The 25691-nt window shown below is 66.4% G+C and carries 23 protein-coding genes; 15 read left to right on the top strand and 8 right to left on the bottom strand.

The annotated features are described in order from the left end of the window. Window positions 1–20 precede the first annotated feature (20 nt). Complete coding sequence (locus tag GCN75_RS13175) at window positions 21–965, top strand: hypothetical protein (RefSeq protein WP_152282928.1); 945 nt, start codon at window positions 21–23, stop codon at window positions 963–965. Window positions 966–1171: 206 nt separating this feature from the next. Then, window positions 1172–1741 carry a DUF1439 domain-containing protein gene (locus tag GCN75_RS13170; protein ID WP_152282927.1) on the top strand — a complete coding sequence of 190 codons (570 nt, stop codon included), beginning with the start codon at window positions 1172–1174 and terminating at the stop codon, window positions 1739–1741. 27 nt (window positions 1742–1768) lie between these two features. Here GCN75_RS13170 and GCN75_RS13165 read toward each other — a convergent pair whose 3' ends face one another. Beyond that, window positions 1769–2005: a DUF7661 family protein gene (locus GCN75_RS13165; RefSeq protein ID WP_152283000.1), complete on the bottom strand. Its 237-nt coding sequence runs from the start codon at window positions 2003–2005 to the stop codon at window positions 1769–1771. Between the two features lie 222 nt (window positions 2006–2227). Between GCN75_RS13165 and GCN75_RS13160 the strand changes: the two genes are divergently transcribed. After that, window positions 2228–4264: a M13 family metallopeptidase gene (locus GCN75_RS13160; RefSeq protein ID WP_152282926.1), complete on the top strand. Its 2037-nt coding sequence runs from the start codon at window positions 2228–2230 to the stop codon at window positions 4262–4264. 33 nt (window positions 4265–4297) lie between these two features. Here GCN75_RS13160 and fdx read toward each other — a convergent pair whose 3' ends face one another. The 3 genes from fdx to lpxO form a co-directional block, all read right to left on the bottom strand. Further along, window positions 4298–4630 carry an ISC system 2Fe-2S type ferredoxin gene (fdx, locus tag GCN75_RS13155; RefSeq protein ID WP_152282925.1) on the bottom strand — a complete coding sequence of 111 codons (333 nt, stop codon included), beginning with the start codon at window positions 4628–4630 and terminating at the stop codon, window positions 4298–4300. Between the two features lie 61 nt (window positions 4631–4691). Further along, window positions 4692–5078: a DUF6331 family protein gene (locus GCN75_RS13150; RefSeq protein WP_152282924.1), complete on the bottom strand. Its 387-nt coding sequence runs from the start codon at window positions 5076–5078 to the stop codon at window positions 4692–4694. 81 nt (window positions 5079–5159) lie between these two features. Continuing rightward, on the bottom strand, window positions 5160–6059 hold the full coding sequence (gene lpxO, locus GCN75_RS13145) for a lipid A hydroxylase LpxO (protein WP_152259182.1): 900 nt from the start codon (window positions 6057–6059) through the stop codon (window positions 5160–5162). Between the two features lie 144 nt (window positions 6060–6203). Between lpxO and GCN75_RS13140 the strand changes: the two genes are divergently transcribed. The 3 genes from GCN75_RS13140 (at window position 6204) to GCN75_RS13130 (ending at window position 9133) form a co-directional block, all read left to right on the top strand. Further along, window positions 6204–6638 (top strand): hotdog fold thioesterase, encoded by a 435-nt coding sequence (locus GCN75_RS13140; RefSeq protein WP_152282923.1) that lies wholly within the window; start codon window positions 6204–6206, stop codon window positions 6636–6638. Window positions 6639–6918: 280 nt separating this feature from the next. Continuing rightward, window positions 6919–8499: a methyl-accepting chemotaxis protein gene (locus tag GCN75_RS13135; RefSeq protein WP_152282922.1), complete on the top strand. Its 1581-nt coding sequence runs from the start codon at window positions 6919–6921 to the stop codon at window positions 8497–8499. A gap of 97 nt (window positions 8500–8596) precedes the next feature. Then, window positions 8597–9133, top strand: coding sequence for a CPBP family intramembrane metalloprotease (locus GCN75_RS13130; RefSeq protein ID WP_193317491.1), 537 nt, complete (start codon window positions 8597–8599; stop codon window positions 9131–9133). On the opposite strand, the gene GCN75_RS13125 is transcribed toward GCN75_RS13130, so the two are convergent. After that, window positions 9115–10614: an MFS transporter gene (locus GCN75_RS13125; protein WP_152282920.1), complete on the bottom strand. Its 1500-nt coding sequence runs from the start codon at window positions 10612–10614 to the stop codon at window positions 9115–9117. The genes GCN75_RS13130 and GCN75_RS13125 overlap by 19 nt on opposite strands. A 111-nt stretch (window positions 10615–10725) precedes the next feature. On the opposite strand from GCN75_RS13125, the gene GCN75_RS13120 reads away from it, so the two are divergent. The 9 genes from GCN75_RS13120 (at window position 10726) to GCN75_RS13080 (ending at window position 23080) form a co-directional block, all read left to right on the top strand. Next, a complete protein-coding gene (locus tag GCN75_RS13120) occupies window positions 10726–11622 on the top strand; it encodes a LysR family transcriptional regulator (protein WP_152282919.1) in 897 nt (298 codons plus the stop codon). Window positions 11623–11863: 241 nt separating this feature from the next. Continuing rightward, a complete protein-coding gene (locus GCN75_RS13115; protein ID WP_193317490.1) occupies window positions 11864–14911 on the top strand; it encodes a calcium-binding protein in 3048 nt (1015 codons plus the stop codon). An 89-nt stretch (window positions 14912–15000) separates the two neighbouring features. Next, window positions 15001–17199: a type I secretion system permease/ATPase gene (locus GCN75_RS13110; protein ID WP_152282917.1), complete on the top strand. Its 2199-nt coding sequence runs from the start codon at window positions 15001–15003 to the stop codon at window positions 17197–17199. Then, a complete protein-coding gene (locus GCN75_RS13105; protein ID WP_152282916.1) occupies window positions 17196–18539 on the top strand; it encodes an HlyD family type I secretion periplasmic adaptor subunit in 1344 nt (447 codons plus the stop codon). Before GCN75_RS13110 ends, GCN75_RS13105 begins: the two co-directional genes overlap by 4 nt. Continuing rightward, window positions 18529–19965, top strand: a complete 1437-nt coding sequence (locus GCN75_RS13100; RefSeq protein WP_152282915.1) for a TolC family protein — start codon at window positions 18529–18531, stop codon at window positions 19963–19965. Before GCN75_RS13105 ends, GCN75_RS13100 begins: the two co-directional genes overlap by 11 nt. A gap of 67 nt (window positions 19966–20032) precedes the next feature. Then, window positions 20033–20530: a VOC family protein gene (locus tag GCN75_RS13095; RefSeq protein ID WP_152282914.1), complete on the top strand. Its 498-nt coding sequence runs from the start codon at window positions 20033–20035 to the stop codon at window positions 20528–20530. A gap of 112 nt (window positions 20531–20642) precedes the next feature. Next, on the top strand, window positions 20643–21872 hold the full coding sequence (gene purT, locus GCN75_RS13090; protein ID WP_152282913.1) for a formate-dependent phosphoribosylglycinamide formyltransferase: 1230 nt from the start codon (window positions 20643–20645) through the stop codon (window positions 21870–21872). A 10-nt stretch (window positions 21873–21882) separates the two neighbouring features. Next, on the top strand, window positions 21883–22320 hold the full coding sequence (locus GCN75_RS13085) for a DUF6678 family protein (protein WP_152282912.1): 438 nt from the start codon (window positions 21883–21885) through the stop codon (window positions 22318–22320). 16 nt (window positions 22321–22336) lie between these two features. Next, window positions 22337–23080, top strand: a complete 744-nt coding sequence (locus tag GCN75_RS13080; RefSeq protein WP_152282911.1) for a hypothetical protein — start codon at window positions 22337–22339, stop codon at window positions 23078–23080. Here GCN75_RS13080 and GCN75_RS13075 read toward each other — a convergent pair. The 3 genes from GCN75_RS13075 to GCN75_RS13065 form a co-directional block, all read right to left on the bottom strand. Continuing rightward, the gene (locus tag GCN75_RS13075; RefSeq protein ID WP_152282910.1) at window positions 23067–23780 is read right to left on the bottom strand and encodes a tetratricopeptide repeat protein; all 714 of its coding nucleotides are present in this window, start codon (window positions 23778–23780) and stop codon (window positions 23067–23069) included. The two genes, GCN75_RS13080 and GCN75_RS13075, sit on opposite strands and share 14 nt — an antisense overlap. Continuing rightward, window positions 23777–25009: a glycosyltransferase gene (locus GCN75_RS13070; protein WP_193317489.1), complete on the bottom strand. Its 1233-nt coding sequence runs from the start codon at window positions 25007–25009 to the stop codon at window positions 23777–23779. Before GCN75_RS13070 ends, GCN75_RS13075 begins: the two co-directional genes overlap by 4 nt. Before the next feature lie 23 nt (window positions 25010–25032). Beyond that, window positions 25033–25691, bottom strand: a 659-nt coding sequence (locus tag GCN75_RS13065; RefSeq protein WP_152282908.1) for a hydrolase 1, exosortase A system-associated, incomplete at its 5' end; no start/stop codon positions are given.

Genomic DNA, 25691 nt, shown 5'->3' with positions numbered 1-25691 from the left:
ACCAACCAAGGGAGATTTCCATGCAAGCTACACAACTGTCCGTCTCGGACTTGAACAACCCGGGCGTGTCCTGGGGCGCCGTGTTGGCGGGCGCTGCCGCGGCGGCCGCCTTGTCCTTCATCCTGCTGATACTCGGCGTGGGCCTGGGCCTGTCGTCCGTGTCGCCGTGGTCGTTCAACGCCACGGCCATCGGCGTGTCGACCATCGCCTGGCTGGCCTTCATGCAGCTGGCCGCTTCCGGCATCGGCGGCTACATGGCGGGCCGTCTGCGCGTGAAGTGGAGTTCCATCCACACGGATGAAGTGCACTTCCGCGATACGGCGCACGGCTTGCTGGCCTGGGCCGTGGCCACCCTGATCACCGTGGCCGTGCTGGCCGGCGGCACGCGCGCCGTGCTCAGCGGCGCCATCGATGCGAGCAGCGGCGTGGCGGCGGCAGTGGGCCCGGCCGTAGGGGCGGGCGCAGCGGCAGCTGGTGCCGGTGCCTCCGGCGCCAAGGCGGGCGAGGGCAGCAGTGCCAACCCGCTCGACTATTTTTCCGACATGCTGCTGCGCGCGGCCCCGGCACCAGCCGCGACTGCTGCGCCAGCGGTAGCGAATCCCGGCGTGACGGCCGCCGACCAGCGTGCTGAAATCGGCAAGATTTTCGCCACCGGCCTGTCCACGGGCAGCCTGGCCGCCGATGACCGCGCCTATCTGGGCCAGGTCGTGGCCAGCCGCACGGGCTTGACGCAGGCGGAAGCGGAAGCGCGCGTCGACGCCGTCTACGGCCGCGCCGTCAAGGCCGCTGCCGATGCCAAGGCACAGGCACAGCAAGCTGCCGATACGGCCCGCAAGGCCGGCGCCCATACGGCCCTGTGGATGTTCGTCGCCTTGCTGCTGGGCGCTTTCGTGGCCAGCCTGGCCGCCACCTTTGGCGGCCGCCAGCGCGACCACGAGCGCGTGCTGCGCCATGTGACCATTTAATTTACCGATTCTATCCAGGAGACTGCCATGCGTTCCATCCTCTTGCTGTTGCTGGGCATTCCATTGCCCATCGTCATACTGATCGCCCTGTTCGTACGCTAACGAGGCAAACCTGCAAACCGGCGTCCGCTGCAAGGCGGGCGCCGGTTTTTGCGTGAAAGCGGGCGCATGTGTAAGATGGCGCCATCTTTCCACCGAGACTATCCATGAATGCCACTGCCCTGCGTCCCTTGCTGAAAACCGCCGCCATCGCCGCCCTGGCCTGCACTGTGCTGGCCTCGTGCTCCACCCTGATCGGCCCGCGCGACGTGAATGTGTCGCTGAGCAAGATGCAGCAAGGCCTGGAGCGCCGCTTTCCTATCGACAAGCGCGTGCTGTCTGTGCTGGATGTCAAGCTGACCCACCCGCAGCTGTCCTTGCAGCCCGAGCGCGAACGAGTGGCCCTCAGCGTCGATGCCAGCGTCTTGCCGCCGTTCATACGCCAAAGCTGGCGCGGCAGCCTGGCCATGTCGGGCCGCCTCGTGCTCGACGCCCAGCGCAACGCCGTCTACCTGAGCGAAGCGAGCGTGGACAAGGTCGCCATCGATGGCATGGATGAAGCGCAGCAGCGCCAGTTCGCCAAGGTGGCCAGCCTGGTGGCCGACCAGCTCATGCATGAAACGCCCATCTACACGTTCAAACCGGACGAACTGCGCTATGCGGGCGTGCAATTCGTGCCCACGCAGATACGGACCACGGGCAATGGCTTGACGGTGACGTTCGAGCCGGTGAAGTAGGCCGGTGAAGTAAGCCGGTGAACTAACTCAGGCCCCGCACGCGGGCGCATCGATGCGCGTTGCCGTGTGATTGCGCGGCGTCGCCTCTTCATGGAACAGGTCGGCCAGGTATTCGCACAGCGCATCTGCTTGAATATCGTCCGGAATGATGAAATCGGCGGGCCGGCGCTTGCCTTCCGCGCCGAGATAGAAGGCGCGCCACGCTCCCGGCGTCCCCCGGACGGCAATCAGCGTGCCGAAAACATTGAATCGGAATTCCTGCATCAAGCGGCTCCAGTCTGGGATATCTATTGTTACATGGCTATTGCTACATGGTAACATTTGCCGATCATGGGCGCGGTTTGACGCTTGCTTTGGTAGCCATCGGATTACTGGACTTGTTCAACCGTCATTGTTGCGCGGCAGGCAGGCCGACTATAATCCTGCCTCCATGCCTGGATACAGCATGTTCTCCAACATGAAGTCAAAACAATTAAAGGAATCTTCGTGAAACGCTCACTCATCAGCGCCGCCTGCTGCGCCTTGTTCGCCTTGTCCTCGCCCTTGCTGCATGCCCAGCAAGCCGCGCCGGTCTCCGGCATCGACCTGAAAACCCTGGACCCGGCCGTCAGCCCCAAGGATGATTTCTACGGCTACGTCAATGGCGTGTGGACCCGCAATACGGAAATCCCGGCCGACAAATCCGTCTGGGGCACGTATATCGAATTGCGCGAAATCGCGCAGGGCCAGCTGCGCGGCCTGATCGATGCCACCTTGAAGCATCCCGGCAAGCCCGGCAGCGAGGCGCACAAGATCGCCGACCTGTACACGAGCTTCATGAACGAAAAGGCGCGCGATGCGGCCGGATTCAAGCCCCTGCGCGCCGAACTGGCCCGCGTCGCCGCCATCCGCGACAAGAAGGAATTGCCGGCCCTGTTTGCCTATTTGCAGCGCAACGGCATCCAGACGCCGTTTTCCGCCGGCGTGGCCCCCGATGCGCAGGACCCCGAGCGCTACACGGTCAACGTGAGCCAGTCCGGCCTGGGCTTGCCGGACCGCGACTATTACCTGAAGGATGACGACGCCAAGCTCAAGTCCGTGCGCGAGAAATACCTCAAGCATATCGAGACCATGCTGGCCATGAGCGGCGACAAGGCCGCCGCCGGACATGCGGCGCAGATCCTCGACATCGAGACCCGCCTGGCGGCAGCGCAGTGGACGCGCGTGCAGATGCGCGATCCCGTCAAATCGTACAACCGCGTCGACTTCGACAAGTTCGGCGCGCTGGCGCCGGCCTTCGACTGGAACGCCTACTTTACGGCTGCCGGCCTGGCGCCGAAAGCCTCGATGGCCGTGGTGCGCCAGCCCAGCTTCATCCAGGGTTTTTCCGAGACCGTGACGGCCGTGCCGCTGGAATCGTGGAAGAGCTATCTGAACTGGCGCATCATCGAAAGCTATGCGTCCTACCTGGACAGCGCCACCGTCAAGGAGCGCTTTGCCTTTGAAGGCACGGTGCTGCGCGGCGTGCCGCAAAGCGAACCGCAGTGGCAGCTGGCGCTGCGCTTCACGGATGCGGCCATCAGCGACGCCGTGGGCAAGCGCTACGTGGAAATGTACCTGCCGCCGGAAACCAAGCCGCGCGTGATGGCCATGTTCGACAATTTCGTCGCGTCGTTCAAGGATGGCATCGAGCAGCTCGACTGGATGGGCCCGGAAACCAAGAAGGAAGCCCAGCTCAAGCTGGCAGCCTTGAAGCCGAAGATCGCCTACCCGGATAAATGGCGCGACTACAGCGCCATGCGGACGCAGCCGAACGACCTGGTCGCCAACGTGCGGGCCGCGCGTGTCTGGGGCCGCCAGCAAAATCTGGAAAAACTGGGCAAGCCCGTGGACCGCGACGAATGGTCGATGACGCCGCAAACCGTCAACGCCAGCTACAGCCCGGCCCTCAATGCGATCACGATCCCGGCCGCCATCCTGCAGCCCCCATTCTTCAACGTGAAAGCGGAAGACGCCGTCAACTACGGCTTGCTGGGCATCACCTTCGGCCATGAAATCAGCCATGCTTTCGACGATTCGGGCAGCCAGTACGATGCCAAGGGCCGTCTGCGCAACTGGTGGACGGCGCAAGACCGCGCAGCCTTCAAGGCGCTGGCCGCCGGCCTCGTCAAGCAATACGGCGCCTACAGCCCCGTGCCGGGCTACCACATCAATGGCGAGCTGACTCTGGGCGAAAACATCGGCGACAATTCCGGCCTGTCGATCACCTACAAGGCGTATCAGCGTTCGCTGGGCGGCAAGCCGTCGCCCGTGCTCGACGGCTTGACGGGCGAACAGCGCCTGTACATCGGCTTTGCGCAGAAGTGGCGCGCGAAACTGCGTCCGGAAGCGGCGATCGCGCAGATCAAGAGCGATCCCCATTCGCCCGGCGAATTCCGCGCCAAGGGTACGGTGATGAACCAGCCCGGCTTCTACGAAGCGTTCGGCATCAAGCCGGGCGACCCGATGTATCTGCCGCCCGAGCAGCGCGTAATCATGTGGTAAGCAGGTAGGAAGGTGGCGCAGCCGCGCCGGGGATTACTCCTTGGCGTGGTTCAGCGTGTACCTGGGCAGTTCCACCGTCAGGTCTTCGTGGCTCACGCGGGCCTGGCACGACAGGCGCGAGTGGGGCTGCAAGCCCCAGGCCTGGTCGAGCATGTCTTCCTCATTGTCGCCCAGTTCGTTGAGCGAGTCGAAACCCTGCACCACGACCACGTGGCAGGTGGAACAGGCGCCCACCTGGCCGCAGGCGTGCTCGATGTCGATCCGATGGCGCAGCAAGGCATCGCAGATGCTCATGTTCTCGGGCGCGTCGAACACGGCGCCATCGGGGGCCAGTTCGGGGTGGGGCAGGACGGTGATCCTGGGCATGGTCGATTCTCCTCGGTTATCGTTCAATGCCGCTACCTTGGACCTTCCCGCCTTGGCAAGGTCAAGCGCGCTCGGCAATGCAAGCGTCCAGGTGATCGAGCAATTGCAGGATCACGCGTTTATCCGCATAGTGGTTCATCGCGGCACTCATCAATACATCGCCGTCGGCCGCCATCACGGCCTGCCTGGCCGCGGCGCAGGCGTCACGCATTTGCGCGCGATCCAGTTCGGCCAGCGCCGCGTCCACGGCTTCGCGCGTGAAGTCGTAGGCATCGATGCCGCAACAACCGGCCACGCAATGCGTTTCCAGCCGGTAAATCAGCGGCCACAGTTCCCCCAGCAGTACATCGAGGTCGATCGCCTGGTCGTAGCGTCCCGCGAGGTCGATGAATTCGATCCATCGGTCATCGGCAATCTGGATATCGTATTGGCGGTCACGTTCGGTCATTCTGCAAATTCTCCTGGTCGGTGCATCGCATTATAAAAAAACCGCCCGAAGGCGGTTTTTTTGATGGGGGCGGAGCGCCGCCTAGATAAAGTAGATCAGCGCGACCACGCCCACGACCAGGGCCACGCGGGTGACCTGGTAAGCCGTCTTGTTCCACGCCTTGAAGCGGCGGCGGTACTGGCCCATGGTCCAGGAAATTTGGAACAGCTTGCTGACGCCGCCCACTTGGTCGCCCAGTTCGTTGGGCGAGGCGGCGGCCGTCATCAGGTTGCGGCCCAGCCAGCGGTTCAGCGCTTGCGCCCAGCGGTAGCGCATCGGGCGTTCGATGTCGCAGAACAGGATGATGCGGTCGCTGTCGGCGTCGTTGCGGGCCCAGTGGATATACGTTTCATCGAACATCACGGCCTGGCCGTCGCGCCAGCTGTGGCGCTCGCCGTCGACGTCGATGAAGCAGCGGTCGTCGTTGGGCGTCTGCAAGCCCAGGTGATAGCGCAGGGAGCCGGCGAACGGGTCGCGGTGCGGGTTGAGCTTGCCGCCTTGCGGCAGCTCCGCGAACATGGCGGCCTTGATCGAGGGAATCGATTGCAGCAGCGCATAGGTTTGCGGGCACATCTGCTGTGCCGACGGGTGGTTCGCGTCATACCATTTCAGGTAGAAACGCTTCCAGCCATATTTGAAGAAGGAATTGAAGCCCACGTCATTGTTCTTTTCGGCTGCCTTGATCTTTTTCATTTCCTGCATGCGCAGCGCTTCATCGCGGATGATTTGCCAGTTCTGCTGCAGCGGCGCCAGTTCCGGAAATTGATCGACGGAAAGATACGGCGTGGCCGGCACCTTGGAAAAAGTGTGCATGAACAGGTTCAGCGGCGCCATGAACGAGGAGTGATCGAAGATCTGGCGGCGGAACGGCAGGCGCACCTTGCCACGAAAATGAATATGTAAAACAGAAAACACAAAAATGCCCAGCAAGGCCCACTTCATACACAACCTCGTTTTTTAAGAATGGGGCAATTATAACCAGTTAATGCCATCGCCACCCCGTGCCACGGTGAAGGAAAGATGAAGCCGCGCGCGCGGACGGGCTGCCCTACAATAGCTTTTTCTTCACACTGATCCGAGGTAATAATGGAAATCTGGCACGCACCGCTCGACCTGGACACGCTCAACGCCGCCGGCGAGGGCACGGCCATGCGCCACCTGGGCATCGCATTCACGGCGTTCGGCCCCGACTGGATCGAAGCGACCATGCCCGTCGACCACCGCACCATGCAGCCGTTCAAGCTGCTGCACGGCGGCGCGTCCGTCTTGCTGGCCGAAACCCTGGGCAGCATGGCCGCGAATGCCTGCCTCGATTCCAGCCGCCACGTGAGCGTGGGGCAGGAAATCAACGCCAACCACGTGCGCGGCGTGCGGGGCGGCCACGTGACGGGGCGCGCCACGCCGATACACCGGGGCCGCACCAGCCAGGTCTGGGAAATCCGCATCGTCGATGCAGATGGCAAACTGTGCTGCATTTCGCGCATCACCATGGCCGTCATCGATGCTCCCAGGAACAGTTGATTGTCTTTTTTGATATGCATCAAGGCATTAAAAGTGAGCGCGTGGAATCATCCGTAACGCTGTTCGCTTATAATTCAGTGTGCTGTTGTATGGCGCAGGGCATGTCCCGCGCGCCTGCATTGCCCGAATTTAGAAGCTGACTGCCCAAAAAACGCCAGTTAGAGAACCATCCTGCGCCACGCAGGAAAGGCAACACGACGGCGAGCAGATCGCCGGTTGGCAGTACTGAAGTGCTGACCGAACCGGCAACAATCAACTTTATTACAGGGCAATAACAACAATGATGTCATTCAATCGTTTGACGATAGGCGCGCGCCTGAGCGCAGGCTTCGGGCTGCTGGTTTTATTCATGCTGGTGCTGGCTGCCTTCGCGCTGCTGCGCATCGGCGCCATCTCCGGCGCCATGGACGCGCAAGACAAAGTACAGCTGGAAAAACTTGACCCCCTGTATGTGGCGCGCGAAGCGCTCGACCAGACAGGCCTGGCCGCCCGCAACGCCTATATCTTCCATGACCAGGCCGCCGCCGAGAAAGAGCTGGCCATCCTCGACAGCCAGAAGGCGCTGTACCTGGAAGCGCTGGCCAAGCTGGCGCCGCAGTTCGCCGGCGACCCCCAGTTCGAAAAAGTCAGCACGGGCCTGAAAACCATGGCGCAGGAACTGCTGCGTCCGCGCCAGTTCCGCGCCACGGGGCAGATGGAGCAGTACGGCACCTTCCTCGTCGAGGAATGCAGCCCCCTGCGGCGCCAGATCGTCGCTGACATCGATACCGTCCTGAAAAACGTGCAGCGCGAATCGGAACAGGCCGCCATCGATGCCCGCGCCATCTACGGCCAGTCCCTGCGCTGGATCGGCGTGCTGGCCGCGCTCAGCGTGCTCATCTGCATTGCCGTCGCCACCGTCATCACGCGGGGCTTGCTGCGCCAGCTGGGCGGCGAACCCGCCTATGCGGCTTCGATTGCCGGGCGCATCGCGCTCGGCGAGCTGGCCATCGACGTGCACACGCGCCACGGCGATGACAGCAGCTTATTGTTTGCGATCAAGACCATGCGCGACAACCTGGCCGCCATCGTCGGCAAGGTGCGCCACGGCACGGAAAGCATCGCCACGGCATCGACCGAGATCGCCACGGGCAACCGCGACCTGTCGCAGCGCACGGAACAGCAGGCCGGCTCGCTGGAAGAAGTGGCGTCGTCGATGGAAGAACTGATTTCCGCCGTGCGCCAGAATGCGGACAACGCCCAGCAGGCAAACCGCCTGGCGCGCGAAGCGTCGACCGTGTCGGAGCAGGGCGGCAAGGCCGTGGCCGAAGTGGTGCATACCATGGGGCTGATCAATGCGTCGTCAAACAAGATCGTCGACATCATCGGCGTGATCGACAGCATCGCCTTCCAAACCAACATCCTGGCCCTGAATGCGGCCGTGGAAGCGGCGCGCGCCGGCGAGCAGGGGCGCGGCTTCGCCGTCGTCGCCACCGAGGTGCGCAGCCTGGCCCAGCGTTCGAGCGCTGCCGCGCGCGAAATCAAGGCCTTGATCGACGACTCCGTCAGCAAGGTGGGCACGGGCACCCTGCTCGTCGAGCAGGCAGGCGCCACCATGCATGACGTGGTGGCCGGCATCGGCCGGGTAACGGGCATCATGGCCGAGATCAGCCACGCCACGCAGGAGCAGGGCGCCGGCATCGAGCAAGTCAACCGCGCCATCGTCGACATGGACCGGGTGACCCAGCAAAACGCGGCCCTGGTGGAACAGGCGGCCGCCGCCGCCCACGAGTTGCAGCAGCAGGCGGCGCAGCTGGAACAGGAAGTGGGCATCTTCAAGCTGGCCCGGCCGGCCAACGGCCCATTGCGCCTGGCGGCCTGAGGCCGCACGGCAGGGCGGCGCGCGGCACGCCGGCAGCCACGCGCCAATAGTCGTATTCCGCGCTACAATGAGAGCTGGATCACCGCCAGGACTTCTCATGCAAGTGCGCAGCAGCCATGATCTCTCCAGCCCGGACGACGACAAACCGGCGCCGCCCGTGCTGCAACTGGCCCTTGCCGGTCTCGGCTGGGGCTTGCTCACCTGCTTGCTGTGCTTTGCCATCCTTTTTATTACCAAATGGCTGTTGCCGCCCGAATACTGGGGCGCGCACACGGGCCTGGCCAGGTTCAAGCGTGAAATGTCGCTGCCCCTGCTGGTGTTCTGGGTCGTCATCTATTCTCCCATCCTGGAAACCTTCCTGGGCCAGCTGCTGCCGCTGGAAATCCTCAAGCGCCTGGGCGCCAGCCGCCAGCTGAGCATTTTTCTGGGCGCCGTGCTGTGGGGCATTGTGCATTTCATCAGCGGCGGCTTGCTGCACGCCATCGTCGCGCTGGGGTCGGGCGCCATGTTCAGCTTTGTCTACCTGCGCTACCGCGACCCGGGCGTGGCGGCCGCCTATGCGACGACGGCGTTTGCGCGCGCCTGCAACAACATCGCCATCCTCGTGGCCGTTTTTTATGGCCTCGACGCCTGAGACGCATCCTTCCTGAGCAAATACGGCACCAGCGCCGCCAGCGCCACGGCCAGCCACGCCAAGCCATGCAGCAAATGGCGGAAGGCAGCGTCATAGCTGGCGCGCAGCAATGCTTCCTGGCCACTCAGCAGCTGTGTTGCTTGTTGGATATCGCCGAGCGCGGCGCGGCTGGCGGCGGCCAGCACGGGCAGGCCGGCGGGCAGCTGGCGCAGCAGCGCCGCACCGATCAGGCTGGCCAGCACGGCGCCCGCCAGGGCCAGCGCCACGCCATCGGCGCTGATGCGCACGGTATTGAAGATACCCGTCGCCATGCCGGCCCGCTGCGTTTCCACCACGTTCAGGGCCATGCCATCCATCAAGCCCCACGGCAAGCCGATGCCGGCGCCCACCAGCAGCAGCGGTCCTGCCAGTGCGGCGGTGCCGCCGTTGCCCAGCACCTGCGCCAGCCAGGTCAGTCCGGCGGCAACCAGCAGCAATCCCGCTGCGCACACGGTGCCGGCCTGGACCCAGCGCAACAGCAGCGCCGCCAGCATGGGCACCACCAGCAAGGGGGCGGCCAGGGCCACCATCAGGCGGCCCGCCGCCAGCGGCGACACGCCATCGATGCCGATGAAGCGCCCCGGCAGCATGACGATCAGCACGATGAACAAAAAGGCGGGCGAGGCGGCCAGCACTTGCACGGCGACAAAGCGGCGCTGGCGAAACAGGGTCAAGTCCAGCAGGGGCTGCGCCGTCCTGCGTTCGACGGCGACAAACACGCAAAACAGCAGTGCGGACGCGGCGAGGGACAGCTGCACGGCCCCGCTGCGCCAGCCATGTTCGGGCGCCAGCAGCATGCCCAGGGTCAGCAGGGACAGCGCGCCGCTGAAGCTGACGGCGCCGGGCCAGTCCAGCCCGCCCTGGGCACGGGGCGCATCGGCCGGTACGCTGGCCAGCACCAGCAGCGCGCCGATGGCGCCCAGCGCGGCCGTGGCGTAAAAAATGGCGGGCCAGCGGGCCAGTTCCAGCATGGCGCCGGCCGCCAGCGGGCCGAAGGCCAGGCCCAGGCCGAACGTCGTGCCCAGCATGCTCATCACCCGGCTGCGTGCCGCGCCGTGGAACAGGGGCGCCAGCGAGGACATGGCGGCGGCGAACGCGGCCGCGCCGCCCAGGCCCTGCACGAAGCGCAGCGCGGCGATCAGCGCGACGGACGGCGCCACGGCGATGGCCAGGGTGGCCGCGCAAAACAGGGCCAGCCCCGCCAGCCAGACGCGGCGCCGGCCCAGTACGTCCGTCAGACTGCCGGCCACCATCATGGCGCTGCCATAGCTGAGGATATAAGCATTGATGACCCAGTTCAGGGCGGCGGCGCTGCCCCGCAATTCGGCGCCCAGGGCGGGCAGCGCCACGGCCGGGCCCGTGAAGCACAAGGGAATCAGCAAGCCCGTCAGGCAGGCGGCCAGCACTTGCAGGGCAAGCGTCAAACGTGGGGAAGAGGGCATGGAAGTGGGTTCGGATAGAAGAAGCGGCAAGTATGGCGCGCCTGGAATTGAAGAAAAATGGGCTAAACTGATCAACATATCGGACACATTTGTCTTTAATGGGGGAATTGCATGGATAGTCTGGGCGGCATCGCCATGTTCGTACAGGTGGCCGACAGCGGCAGTTTCTCGGCCACGGGCCGGCTGCTGGGCTTGTCGTCGTCGGCCGTCGGCAAGAGCGTGGCGCGCATGGAGGCGCGGCTGGGCGTGCGCCTGTTCCAGCGCAGTACGCGGCATCTGGCGCTGACGGCGGAAGGGGAAAAGTTCCTCGACCGCTGCAAGCGCATCCTGGCCGAGGTGGAAGCGGCCGAGCGGGAATTGAGCGAGTCCGGCAGCGCACCGAGCGGCCGTCTGCGCATCAGCCTGCCACGTTACAGCGGCCTGTTCGAGCCGGCCATCGCCGCCTTCATGCAAGCGTATCCCGCCATCGAGCTGGACCTCGATTTCTCCGATACCCTGGTCAATGTCGTCAGCGACGGCTTCGACGCCGTCGTGCGCACGGGCGCGCTGCTGGACTCGGGCTTGACGCAGCGCAAACTGTGCACGTTCCGCCGCCTGCTGGTGGCGTCGCCCGCCTACCTGGCGCGCCATGGCCGGCCCGCGCATTCGTCCGAGCTGCTGCGGCACCAGCGCCTCGACTACCGCTTTCCCGCCACGGGTCGCCTGGAACAGTGGCCGCTGGGCGAGGCGATGGGGCAAGCCGTCCCGCCGGCGCCCGGCATGGTGTGCAACAGCGTGGAAATGCGCGTCTACCTGGCCGTGCAAGGGCAGGGCATCGCCTATCTGCCCGCCTTTACCGTGGGACGCGAGCTGGCGGCGGGGCAGCTGGAAAGCGTGCTGGACGAGCATACGCAGGCGCAGACGGCATTCTGGCTGCTGTGGCCCGCCAGCCGCCACATGCCGCCGCGCTTGCGCGTGTTCATTGATTTCATGGTGGAACAGTTACAGGACTGCACTTTCGGCACCTAGCCCAGAGCGAGGGCAGATTACTCACCATGCTACACCGTCGTGCAGTGTGACATTTGCATGACAAATAACAGTGTTTCTCCCGTTTGAACGTCAGTAGGGGGTGCATGCGAGGCGATGCTCAGCCGCGCCGTCCATGCGCCGAAAGGCCAGGGCCGCATGCGGCCGGGACTTTTGCCCGATGCCGGCTCGCGCCGGCCTATTCAACCTTGATGTTTTCAGCTTAACGACAGGACACTGCAACATGACCAAGCAATTTGCACCTGCATCTACCGTTTCCGCCGCCGGCGACGATGGCGTTTCCGCCCTCGAGGCATACCTGAACAGCGTCGCGGCGGCCCCGCAGCGCTTCGTGGGCACGGCGAATGCCGATGTGCTCACCGGCACGACGGGCGCCGACGTGCTCGAAGGCCTGGCCGGCGACGATACCTATTATGTCAACGACAGCGGCGATGTGATCGTCGAGCTGGCCAACGGCGGCACCGATACCGTGTACACGAGCGTCAATTACACGGTGGCCGAGAACGTCGAGAACGTGCGCCTCACGGCCGGCGGCCTGACGGTGACGGGCAGCGTCAACACCAACAATATCTTTTACGTCAACGTGGCCGGCGGCAATGTGCTCGACGGCGGCGGCACGGGGAACTCGGTCAACTACCTCGGTTCCAGCGCTGGCGTGACGGCGACCCTGGCAACGCCGAATGTCCCTCAAACGGCGCCTGCCGGCAGCGACGTGCTGCTCAATTTCGCCAGCGTCGTCGGCAGCAAGTTCGACGATGTCCTGACCGGAAACGATCTCAAGAATGCCCTGGTCGGCAATCTGGGCAATGATATCTTGCGAGGCGGCAAGGGCGACGATTTGCTGGCAGGCCTGCAGGGCGACGATACCTATATCTTTGCCCGCGGCGACGGCGCCGATTCCATCATGGAGACGGATGAGGCGGGCAGCCGCAACGTGGTGTCCTTTCTCGCCGGCGTCAGCGCCGACCAGCTGTGGTTCCGCCAGGTGGGCTCGAACCTGGAAGTGAGCACCATCGGCACCACGGACAAGATCACCGTCAACGGCTGGTATGTCGTCGGCTCGGCGCCCCGCATCCAGGAATTCCGCACGGCGGACGGCCGCGTGCTGCTGGGCAGCGACGTGCAAAACCTGGTGCAGGCGATGGCGGGCCTGACGCCGCCGCCGACCGGCCAGCTGACCCTGCCGGACAACCTCGCCGCCATCCTGGCGCCAAAGCTGGCGCAGAACTGGCGCACCGAGGGCCCGAACCAGCCCAGCAACGGCGCCTTTGTGGGCACGGCGAACCCGGACATCATCAAGGGCACGGCGGGCGCCGATGTGATGGCGGGCCTGGCCGGCGACGATATCTATTACGTCAACCACAGCGGCGACGTGGTCATCGAACAGGCTGGCGGCGGACGCGACACCGTCTACACGACGGTCGACTACACGCTGGCCGCCAACGTGGAAGAGGTGCATGTGGGTGCCGCCGGCCTGACGGTGACGGGCAATGGCAGCGGTAATGTATTCCACGTCGATGTCGCCGGCGGCAATGTGCTGCGCAGCACGGGAGTGAACACCAGCGCCACCTATGCGGGCGCCAAGGCTGGCGTGACGGCCACCATGATTTCCAGCAACGACAACCCCGCGGCACGCCCGGGCGGCGACGTGCTGCTCAATTTTTCCAGCCTGACGGGCAGCGGCTATGACGATGTGCTCACCGGCAATGAGCTGGGCAACACCCTGTCCGGCGGCCTGGGCAACGATACCTTGCAAGGCGGCAAGGGCGACGATTTCCTCGTCGGCGGTCTGGGCGACGATATCTACGTCTTCGGGCGCGGCGACGGCGCCGACATCATCGCCGAGTCGACCGGCGAAGCCAATTACGACGCCATCGCCTTCCTGGCGGGCGTCAATATCGACCAGCTGTGGTTCCGCCAGGTGGGGGCGGACCTGGAAGTGAGCACCATCGGCACGACGGACAAGATCACCATCCGCGACTGGAAGGCGGCCACGCCCGTCATCGAGGAATTCCGCACGGCCGCCGGCCACGTCATGCGCGGCACCGACGTGCAGCTGCTGGTGCAGGCGATGGCGAACCTGACGCCGCCGCCGCTGGGCCAGCTGACCTTGCCGGCCGGCACGGCCGCCGCCCTGGCGCCCGTGCTGGCCCAGGCCTGGCACTTCAACGGTCCCACCCAGCCCACGGGACAGACCTTCACGGGCACGGCGAACGCCGACGTCCTCACGGGGTCCGCAGGCGCCGACCTGCTGGAAGGCCTGGGCGGCGACGATACGTATTACGTCAACCATGGCGGCGACTTCATCGTCGAACGGGGCAACGGCGGCAACGATACCGTGTACACCAGCGTCAACTACACGGTGGCCGACAACGTGGAAAACGTGCGCCTGAACGGCGCCGGCCTGACGGTGACGGGCAGCGCCTACACGAACAACGTCTTTTACGTGGAGACCCCGGGCGGCAACGTGCTCGACGGCGCAGGCGCGGGCAACTCGGTCAACTATACGGGTGCCACTGCGGGCGTGACGGCGGTCTTCGCACCGGCAGGCGGTCCCATGACTGCGCGTCCCGGTGTCGACGTGTTGGCCAATTTCAATACTCTCATCGGCAGCAAGTTCGACGACGTGTTGATCGGCAATGAGCTGAGGAACATCCTCTTTGGCGGCCTGGGCAACGATACCTTCCAGGGCGGCAAGGGCGACGATACCCTGGCCGGCGCTGCCGGCAACGATACCTATATCTTCGCCCGCGGCGACGGCGCCGACATCATCGCCGAGGTGGTGGAGGCCGGCAGCCACGACGTCGTGTCCTTCCTGGCCGGCGTCAATGCCGAGCAGCTGTGGTTCCGCCAGGTGGGCGTGCACCTGGAAGTGAGCACCATCGGCACGACGGACAAGATCACCATCAACAACTGGTACTCGGACTCGGCGGTGCGCATCGAGGAATTCCGCATGGCCGATGGCCGCGTTTTGCTGGGCAACAATGTGCAAAACCTCGTGCAGGCGATGGCGGGCCTGACGCCGCCGCCTCTGGGCCAGCTTACCTTGCCTGCTGGCACGGCCGCTACCCTGGCACCGGTGCTGGCGCAGAACTGGCGCGCGGGCCAGCAGCTGGGCGCTGCCAGCCAGGGCGGCAGCGGCGGTTGGCAAGCCGATGCGGCGCAGCTGGTGCAAGCCATGGCCGGCTTTGCCGTGCCGGCCGCTGCATCGGCCCCGTGGTCGGGCCATGGCGCTGCGTCGGCGCAGATCCAGCTGGCGGCAGCCCACTAAAGCCTGGCTAGCCGTATCACCCCTTACGCAGCCTGGCCGGCCTTGCACGTGCCGGCCAGGCTGCGCCATTGAATTTTTGACATGATCCGATGAGCGCACTTCCCGCAACTTCCCATAGCCACGATACGCCGCCCCTTGAATCCGCCACGCCCGATACGGGCTTGCTGTCGCTGCTGCTGATGGCCAGCCTGCATGGCGTGCCTGCCGACGGCGCCCAGCTCAAGCACGCTTACGGCCAGGCCGTGTTCACGCGGCAAACCATTTTGCTGGCCGCAAAACAGCTGGGGCTGACGGCCAAGCTGGTGCGCCAGCCCTTGACGCGGCTGGCGCAGGCGCCGCTGCCGGCCATCGCCATCGATACGGACGGCCGTTTCTTTATCCTCGGCAAGGTCGAAGACAGCGGGGCGGGCATGGCGAAGCTGCTGATCCAGCATCCGGGCCAGCCGCCGCAAATTCTGGGCCTGCAAGCGTTTCTCGCCACCTGGACAGGCGAACTGATCTTTTTCACCAGCAAGGCCAGCTATGCGGGCGAGACGGCCCGCTTCGACTTCAGCTGGTTCATCCCCGCCATCGTCAAATACCGCCGGCTGCTGGGTGAAGTGCTGCTGATTTCCTTCGTGCTGCAACTGATCGGCCTGGCCACGCCCCTGTTTTTCCAGGTGGTGATGGACAAGGTGCTGGTCAACCACGCCATGCAGACCCTGAACGTGGTGGCCATTGGTCTGGTCTGCGCCATCGTCTTCGAGGCCGTGCTGGGCCAGATACGCACCTATGTCTTTGCGCGCACGAGCAGCAAGATCGACGTGGAACTGGGCGCGCGCCTGTTCCGCCACCTGCTGGCCTTGCCGATCGCGTATTTCCAGGCGCGCCGCGTGGGCGATTCCGTGGCCCGCATCCATGAACTGGAAAGCATCCGCTCCTTCCTCACCGGCAACGCCATGACCCTGGTGCTCGACGTGCTGTTTTCCTTCATCTTCATCGCCGCCATGCTGTGGTACAGCGTCGCGCTGAGCGTGATCGTGCTCGCTTCGATTCCCGTCTACGCAGCCCTGTCGATGCTGCTCACGCCCGTGCTGCGGGGGCGATTGAACGACAAATTCAACCGCAGCGCGGAAAACCAGTCTTTCCTGGTCGAAACGATCAGCGGCGTCAACACGGTCAAGGCCATGGCCGTCGAGCCCCGCTGGCAGCAGCAGTGGGAAAAGCAGCTGGCCGGCTATGTGTCGGCTGGCTTGTCTGCAAACAATATCGGCATGCTGGCCAGCGGCGGCGTCACCCTCGTCAGCAAACTGGTGACGGCGGCCATCATGTGGTGGGGCGCCACCCTCGTCATCGATGGAAAGATGACGGTGGGCGAGCTGGTGGCCTTCAATATGCTGGCGGGCCAGGTGGCCTCGCCCATCCTGCGCCTGGCGCAGCTGTGGAACGATTTCCAGCAGGTGGGTATTTCCATGAGCCGGCTGGGCGACATCCTCAATGCCCGCACGGAATCCGGCGGCCTGAACGGGGGCGGCCAAAAGGCGCGCATGCCCCGCATCGCGGGCGCCATCGCCTTCCAGCAGGTGGGTTTCCGTTACCGGCCCGACGCGGCCGAGGTGCTGCGCGACGTGTCGATCGCCATCGCGCCCGGCGAAGTGATCGGCATCGTCGGGCGTTCCGGTTCCGGCAAGAGCACCCTGACGCGGCTGGCGCAGCGCCTGTACATCCCCGAGCGGGGCAGGGTGCTGATCGACGGACAGGATATCGCCGTCATCGACACGGCGTCGCTGCGGCGCCAGATCGGCGTGGTGCTGCAGGAAAACATCCTGTTCAACCGCTCCGTGCGCGACAATATCGCGCTGAGCGACCCGGCGCTGCCCATCGACGCCGTCATTGCCGTGGCGAAACTGGCAGGCGCCCACGATTTCATTTGCGAGTTGCCTGAAGGCTACGACACCATGGTGGGCGAGCATGGCACGGGCCTGTCGGGCGGCCAGCGCCAGCGCATCGCCATTGCCCGCGCCCTCGTCGGCAATCCCCGCATCCTGATTTTCGACGAGGCCACGAGCGCGCTCGACTACGAGTCGGAAAAAATCATCCAGGACAATATGCGGGGCATCTGCGCGGGGCGCACCGTGCTGATCATCGCCCACCGCCTGTCGGCCGTGCGCGAGGCGCACCGCATCGTCGTCATGGAGCGGGGGCAGGTGGCCGAGCTGGGCACCCACGCGGCGCTGCTGGCCCGGCCCGGCGGCATCTACGCCCATTTGTACGGCTTGCAGCAGGGAACGACGGGGAGCACCGCATGAGCGCCGGCCATCGCCTGGCCGCATATGGCGAACTGCTGGCCCGCTACGGCCAGGTGCTGCGGCACAGCTGGCGCATCCGCGCCACCCTGGGCGGACCCGTGCTGAGCGAGGACGAGGCGGCCTTCCTGCCGGCCGCGCTGGCGCTGCAGGAGCGGCCCGTGTCGCCGTCGCTGCGCTTCACGGCGCGCGTGCTGATGCTGCTCGTCGGCTGCGTGGTGCTGTGGGCCGTCTTCGGCAAGGTGGACATCATCGTCAATGCGGCGGGCAAGATCATTCCGTCCGGTAACACCAAGACCATCGCTTCCGTCGACGTGGCCGCCGTGCGCGCCCTGCACGTGCGGGAGGGGCAAGCCGTGAAGGCGGGCGATCTGCTGGTGGAGCTGGACAGCCGCGGCCCCGACGCCGAGCGCGACAAGGCGGCCGGCGACGCCGTGGCGGCCGCGCTGCAGATGGCCCGCTCGCGCGCGCTGATCGCCGCCGTCGACGGCGTGCGCGCGCCGAAGCTGGCGCCGCCCGTGGAGGCTTCCGCCACCGACGTCGCCGCCGCCCAGGCGCATGTGGATGGCCAGTATGCGAGTTTCCGCGCCCGGCTGGCCCATCTCGATGGCGAAATCGCCCGCTATGCGCAGGCGCTGCCGCTGGCGGTGCAGCGCGCCGGCGACTACCGGACGCTGGCGGCCACGCGCGACGTGGCCGAACACGCGTGGCTGGAAAAGGAGCAGGCGCGCATCGACCTGGCGGGCCAGCTGGCGTCGGCCCGCAGCGAACGCGCGGCCCTGGTCGCGCAGACGCGCAAGGATGCATACGATGCGCTGGCGGAAGGGGCCAGGGTGGCGGCCGCCAGCGGCCAGGATGCGCGCCGCGCTGGCGCCCGCGGCAGCCTGCTGCGCTTGACGGCGCCCGTCGACGGCACGGTGCAGCAGCTCAAGCTGCACACGGTGGGCGGCGTGGTGCCGGCCGCGCAGGCGCTGATGCAGATCGTCCCGCGCCAGGGCCGGCTGGAAATCGACGCCATGCTGGAAAACCGCGACGCCGGCTTCGTGCAGGAAGGGCAGGCGGTTGCCGTCAAGGTCGACGCCTTCGACTACACCAAGTATGGCACCGTGCCCGCCGTCGTCAGCAGCGTGTCGCGCGACGCCATCGAGGATGAGAAGAAGGGCCTCGTCTACGCCGTCAGGATCACGCTGCGGCAGCCGGCCATCGTCATCGACGGCAAAGTGGTGCCGCTGTCGGCCGGCATGGCCGTGCGCGCGGAAATCCGCACGGGCACGCGGCGCGTGATCGAATACGTGCTGTCGCCGCTGGTGCAGCACCAGAAGGAGGCGCTGCATGAACGCTAGATGCCGCACCGCCTTGCTGGCCGCCGCCTTGCTGGGGGCCTTGCCCGTGCGGGCGGAGCAGGCGGGCGAGCTCGCCGCCGCGCCATGCGCGTCCGCCTATGGGGCCGAGGTGCAACTGAGTTTGCCATTGAGCCTGCCGGCGGCCGTCGACCTGGCCCTGTGCCGCAACGCGCAGGTGCACGGCGCCTGGGCCGGCATCCGGCTGCAGGCGGCCGGCGTGGGCGAAGCGAGGGCCGCCTATCTGCCCACCCTGAATGGGAGCCTGAGCCGCGTGCATGACCGCACGGCCTATCCCGGCACCACAACGGCTTCCAGCAGCCTGGCCAGCAATACGGGTTCGCTCAGCCTGTCCTGGCGTCTGTTCGACTTTGGCGGGCGCGCGGCGGGCCAGCGTTCGGCCCAGGCCTTGCTCGATGCGGCCCTGGCCAACCGCGACGCCGTGCTGCAAAAGACTCTGGCGGCAACGGTCAGCGCGTATTTCGACGCGCAGACGGCGCGCGCCAGCGTGCGGATGCGGCAGGCATACGAGGCGCTGGCCCAGGAAACGGTGCAGGCGACGCAGCGGCGCGCGCAGCGGGGCCTGGGCTCGCACAGCGACACCCTGCAAGCGACGAGCGCGCTGGCCAAGGCGGCGCTGGGCGCCAGCCGCGCCGACGGCGACGAGCGCAAGGCCCGCGCCGTGCTCGTGTACACCCTGGGCTTGCCGGCCGATACGGCGGTGCTCGTGGACGACGACGGGGATGGCGCAGGGGCGGGCTTGAACGCGGGCTTGCGCGAAGACTTGAACGCCTGGCTGGCACAGGCCCGGGAGCGGCATCCGGCCATCGTGGCGGCGCAGGCGCAGCTGGCTGCCGCACGCGAACGGGTGGCCGTGGCCCGCTCCGAGGGCCGGCCCAGCATCGACCTGACGGCGAATATGTACCAGAATGGCCGCCCCAACCAGGGCTTGTCGCCTGCCTCCACGCGCGAAACCCTGGTGGGCATTTCGCTCAACATCCCCCTGTTCGACGGTTTTGCGCGCCACTACAAGGTGCGCGGCGCGCAGGCGCAGGCCGAACAAAGGGAAGCGGAGGCGCAGGAAGTGCAGCAGCAGACCCTGATGGACCTGGTCAGGACGCATGCGGAGGCAAGCACGGCCCTGGCCAACCTGACTGCCGCGCAGACGTGGCTGGGTGCGGCGCAGGATGCGCTGGCCAGCGTGCAGCGCAAGTTCGGCCTGGGCGCGGCGGACATCCTGGAAATGCTCACTACGCAGTCGGCGCTGCTGGAAGCGCAGCAGGAACGCATCCGTTGCCAAGCGGAATGGCGCTCGGCCCGCTTGCGCCTGCTGGCCAGCGCCGGCATGCTGGGGCGCGGCGATATCGCGCAAGAAAGTGGCAAAAGCGGCGGCGCAGGCGGCAAATTGCGCGCCTTGACGGCGCAATAGTGACTATGATGGTGCACTGGCCTTCCCGCACAGGGAAGGTGTTTCTACTTCGACCAAGGGAGACATCATGCACAGCGTACAAAAGATTACCCCATGTTTATGGTTCAACGGCAACGCCGAGGCGGCAGCCCGGTTTTACACGGAAATATTTCCCAATTCAAAGATCGGCCAGATCCTGCGCTACGGCGAAGAGGGCAGGGAAATCCACGGCCAGGAGCCGGGCAGCGTCTTGACGGTGGCCTTCGAGCTCGATGGCCAGACGTTCACGGGCTTGAACGGCGGCCCTATGTTCCAGTTTTCCGAAGCCATCTCGTTCCAGGTCAATTGCGAAACGCAGGATGAGGTCGACCACTACTGGAACCTGCTGTCCGTAGGGGGGCCGCCGGAAGCCCAGCAATGCAGCTGGCTCAAGGACCAGTTCGGCGTGTCGTGGCAGATCGTGCCCACCATCATGATCCGCCTGCTGACGGACCCCGACCCCGTCAAGGCCCAGCGCGTGATGAAAGCCATGATGGGCATGAAAAAGATCGACATCGAGCAGATCAAGCGGGCGTACGCGGGCTAGCGCAGCCCGCTAGGCTGGGAAACGGGGCCGCACGGCAGCGGCGCGCCCTGTCCAAGATGGCCGGCATTTGTTATAGTCCCAGCCATCTTTCCATCCGCCTACAGACTCTGCCATGACCTCAAGCACCAGCAGCACCATCGCGCCACGCACCTTCGGTACGCCCCTGTCTTCCACCGCCATCAAAGTGATGCTGCTGGGCTCCGGCGAGCTGGGCAAGGAAGTGATCATCTCGCTGCAGCGCCTGGGCGTGGAAGTGATCGCCGTCGACCGCTACCCGAATGCGCCCGGCCACCCCGTGGCCCACCGCTCGCACGTGATCGACATGAGCGACGGCGTGGCCCTGGCTGCGCTGATCGACCTGGAAAAGCCGGACCTGATCGTGCCGGAAATCGAAGCCATCGCCACGGACACCCTGGCGGCGCTGGAAGCGGCGGGGCAGATCACGTGCATCCCGAACGCGCGCGCGGCCGTGCTGACGATGAACCGCGAAGGCATCCGCACCTTGGCGGCCGAAACCCTGGGCGTGGCCACGTCGCCGTACCGTTTCGCCAGCAGCCTGCAAGAGCTGCAAACGGCTTGCCAGGAAATCGGCTTCCCGTGCGTCGTGAAACCCGTGATGTCCTCGTCGGGCAAGGGCCAGTCCAAGCTCGATAGCGCGCTTGAGGTGGAAACGGCGTGGGCGTATGCGGCCAGCGGCAGCCGGGTCGACACGGGCCGCGTGATCGTCGAAGGCTTCATCGACTTCGATTATGAAATCACCTTGCTGACCGTGCGTGCCGTGGGCGCCTCGGGCCAGGTCGAGACGCAGTTCTGCGAACCGATCGGCCACTTGCAGGTGCAGGGCGACTACGTGGAATCGTGGCAGCCGGCCCGCATGGCGCCGCTGGCACTCGAGCGGTCGCGCGACATCGCCCGCAAGGTGACGGACAACCTGGGCGGCCTGGGCCTGTTCGGCGTGGAGCTGTTCGTCAAGGACGATATGGTGTGGTTCTCGGAAGTGAGCCCCCGTCCGCACGACACGGGCATGGTCACCATGGCCAGCCAGGCGCAGAGCGAATTCGAACTGCACGCGAAAGCCATCCTGGGCTTGCCCGTCAACGTGGCGCTGCGTTCGCCCGCCGCCTCGGCCGTCATCTATGGCCAGGTCGAAGCGAAGGGCATCGCCTTCGAAGGCGTGGCCGACGCCTTGCGCGTGCCGGGCGCGGACCTGCGCCTGTTCGGCAAGCCGGAATCGTTCGCCCGCCGCCGCATGGGCGTGGCGCTGGCCACGGCCGACGATATCGAAACGGCCCGCGAACGGGCCGTGCTGGCCGCCTCCAAAGTCAAGCCGGTCGCCCGCTGATGGCGGCGTGATGGCCGACCCCAGCCTGCCGCTGGCCGACGCCGGCGGCGATGACATCAAGCGCAAGCTGCGCGGCCACATCGCGCGGCGCAACCTGGCCGGCGCCGCCAACGACTGCAAGTGGAACGAACTGCTGGCCTTCATGCGCGGGCGCAAGGACTGGGTGCCATCCTATCGCTACGGCTCCGTCACCGGCTACGTGTCGCGCTGGGATACGGAATGGGATTACCACCCGCCGTTTCCGTTCATGGGCGTGGAATGGTTCGACATCAGCCTGTATTCGGAAGAACACGTGGGCATGCTGCTGCCCAGGAAAATCATCGACCATGGCGTGTGGATCGTGCCCGAACTGGCACGCATCGGCTTTGATTTCGAGGTGCGCGACCGGGTGGCGCGCATCTGGGGCTATTTGCCCCGCAATAATGAAGACTTTCCCCCCGCCGACTAATTTTCAGAGTTTCGCCATGTCTCAAAACGAACACGCTATTCCGCAAGTACCGCAACCGGACGACGCCGTCGTCGGCAAGGCAGCGGGCGCGCAGATGCTGGCCACGGCCTGCGCCGCGCGCGACGCCTTCTATGCCAGCCTGGGCGACGTTGACGCCGACGTGCTGGCGCCCCTCGTCAATCCCGCCTTCATGGGCGGCCCCCGCTGGCCGTCGCTGCGCCAGGCCTGGCGCGTGATCCGCCGCGCCGATACCATCATTCTCGCCAGCGACGGCTTGAGCGACCCGTTCGAGGATGACGACGACGTTTTTGTCCCGCGCGGCCATTTGCTGGAAGTGTGCATCGAGGCGCCGCTGGCCGCCTTCGACGGCCAGGCCGTGGCGCAATCCTGGCTGTTCGACGCGATTTACCAGGTCAGCCAGAACGTGGCCGACCACGGCTCCATCGATTTGCTGGTGCAGCGCCACGGCAGCGTATCGATGGTGCTGGACGTGCAGGAGGCGCCGACAGGCCTGGAAGATGAACACGGACAGGTGGGCGTGCTGCTGGCCCAGGGCACGGCGACGATCCCCCCGTCATTCGGCACGCCATTTGGCGAAGTGATGCTGCTCACCGCCACCGTGCTGCAGCCGGCGGAACTGGCGCATATCGGCACTGCCGCCGACAAGGCGCAATCGCGGCGCGACCTGGCCGCCGCGCTGGCCGCCTCGCCGACGGGCCACCTGAGCGTGGCGCAGCGGCCGGCCGTCATTCCCCGCTAGGTTTTTCCACCGGCGGCACGGCCGGTTCCGCCGGTGCGGAGGCCGCCGCTTCAACCTCCACGGCAGCGGAAGCGGCAGGGGGCGCGGGCGGCGGTTCGCGCCACTTGCCCGCCGCCTTCAGCTTGTTCTTCAGCCCCGGCAGGGGAAAGCCCATCGCATAGGCCTTTTGCGCGTGCGCGCTGGCCTTCTCGTATTCCTTCTTTTTCACGTACATCAGGCCCAGGTTGTACTGGATGGTGGCCTGGTCGGGCGCCAGGCGGCTGGCCGCGTCCAGCTGTTCCAGCGCCGCCGCGTCCTGGCCCGTGGCCAGCAGGTAGTTGCCGAACACCATGCGCGCCGTCACGTCGTGCGGCGCGAAGGAGATCGCCCGCTCAAAATAGCAGCTGACCGTGTAGCGGGCGCCGACGGGCTGCGCGCTTTTCAGGCGCAAGCCCAGTTTTGCCATCGAGGCCAGCGCCCGGTGGTGATTCGGGAAGTGCTCGAGCGTGTAGCTGATGTCGGCGCCCAGGCTGCCCGTCAGGCCCTGCGCGAGCGTTTCCACGGCCCGCGAAAAATGGAATTTCTCGACGACGGCCAGGCCGTCGCGGTCTTCCGCGCTCGTGTAGTCGCCGCCCGGCGTGTGCTTGACGTAGGGCGGACAATCGGCAGCGGCGCCGGCGCAGCAGGCGGCGAGGATGCAGGCAAGTATCGGGCGTTTCATGCGCTTCTCCTGTGGCTGACCTGGTCCAGCAACTGGGCCAGGGCGTTGCTGCGGGCTTGCCGCGATTGCAGGGCGACGGCGGCAGGGCTGGCCAGCGGCGCGCGGCCCTGGCGCGCCAGTGCCAGGAAGCGCAGCAGGGCGTGCGCGCAGTCGCTGCTGGAAGCCAGCTGGCCGATGGTGTCGATGCCGCAGTGGCGCAGCGTGGCCGCGCTGTCGCCGGCCAGGTCCGTCAGCGCCAGGATGGGCCGGCCGCAGCGCAGGTATTCATACAGCTTGGCGGGAATCTGCGCGTTGCAATTGGCCGCCTGCAGCAGCAGCAAGCCATCGGCGGCCTGCATTTCCCGCAGGGCCGCGCCGTGCGGCTGCAAGGGTTCCAGGCGCACCAGGTCGAGGATGCCGTATTTCACCAGCAGGCTGGCCAGCCACGCATCGTGGCCCGTGGCGCGCAGCACCAGCTGGAAATTACGCGCATGCAGCACGCCATCCTGGCGCAGCCGGGCCAGGGCCTGGAACAGCGCTTGCGGATCGCGCTCGGACGGGTAGATCACGCCGCTGTGCAGCAGCAGGAAGCGGCCGCGCGGGCCCGTCCGCTCAGTGGCGCCGTCATGCTCATGGCCGTCGTCGTAGCCGTTCTCGATCAGGTGGAAGCGCGCGCGCCCCACCTGCGCCAGCCGTCTTTCGTGCGCGGCGATGGCGCCCGGCGTGGTGCAGACGATGGCCGCGCTGCGCGCCGCGATGCGCTGTTCTATCCACGCATGCACGCGGCGCAGGCGCGCTTCGGGCGGATACGGCGCCAGCGGATCGCTGTCGTCGAGCATGGGGTCGCGCTGGTCGGCAATCCACGGCAGGCCGCTCAGCTTTTGCAGGGTGATGGCGATCAGGTGCGCCGTGGCGATCGGATACGTGGACCAGATGGCGTCCGGGCGGTACAGGCGGATCATGCGCAGGCCGGCCGGCACGGCGCTCAGCCACCAGGAACTCCAGCGGTCGGGTAGCGCCAGGCAGCGCGGATAACGCCCCGCGATGGCCAGGTGGCGCGCCGCGTCCAGCGCCACGGTGCGCCGCACGGTGGCGGGCGCCAGCTGCGCATCATCGCGTTGCGCATACGCGCTGGCGCTGGGGCTGAGTACCAGCGGCTGCCAGCCGCAGGCGGGCAGATGGCGCGCAAAGCCCACGGTGCGCAGGATGCCGCTGCCGCCTGCAAGCGGGGGAAAATGGTAGGCGATCATCAATACCCGTTTTGGCGCGGTCCCTACCATGACTGCAGCCACCGTGCGCACAGCTGTTCGACTTCGCCGCGCCAGGCGGCGCTGGCGAACGTGTGGTTGGCGCCATCGACCTGCGCCTGCGTCCAGTGGCCGCGGGCGGCCACGGCGCGCCAGGCCGGATCGGCATCGAGCAGGGACTGCCATTCGCGCGCGTCCAGGTCCTCGCCGCTAAGGATCAGCAAGACCTTGCCCTGGAATTGCGCCAGCGCCCGCAGCAGGGCTGGCGCGGGCGCGTCGTCTTCCTGCGCCGCCTGCTGCTGCGTGGCGGCCGCCACCCGGCGCAGCGATGCCAGGCCGGCGCCCGCTCTGATGCCGCCGGCCGCCAGCTTGCGCCAGAAGGTCCCTTGCAGCAGGCGGCGCAGATAATAGTGGCGCAGGGTGGCGCGCGCCAGGCCGGCGCTGCTGCGCACCCACGGGTTGAGCAGGATCAGCGCGGTGATGCGCGCGTCGCGCGGCGCATGGCAGGCGGCTGCCGTGGCGCCGTCGCACAAGCCCCACAGCGCCACTTCGCGCAGCGAGGGCACGGCGTCGAAGAACTGCGCCAGCGCGCCGCCCACCCGCAGCTGGTGGGCCTCTACGTTGCGGACCGGACGAACCAGGCGCAGGCCATTCAGCAGCTGGCGGCCAGCGTGGGCGCCCAGGC

It is taken from the genome of Janthinobacterium violaceinigrum (assembly GCF_009208555.1).
GTDB classification, from domain to species: Bacteria; Pseudomonadota; Gammaproteobacteria; order Burkholderiales; family Burkholderiaceae_D; genus Janthinobacterium; species Janthinobacterium violaceinigrum.
The sequence above is the reverse complement of the archived record's forward strand: the minus strand, read 5'-3'. Positions and strand labels throughout refer to the sequence as shown.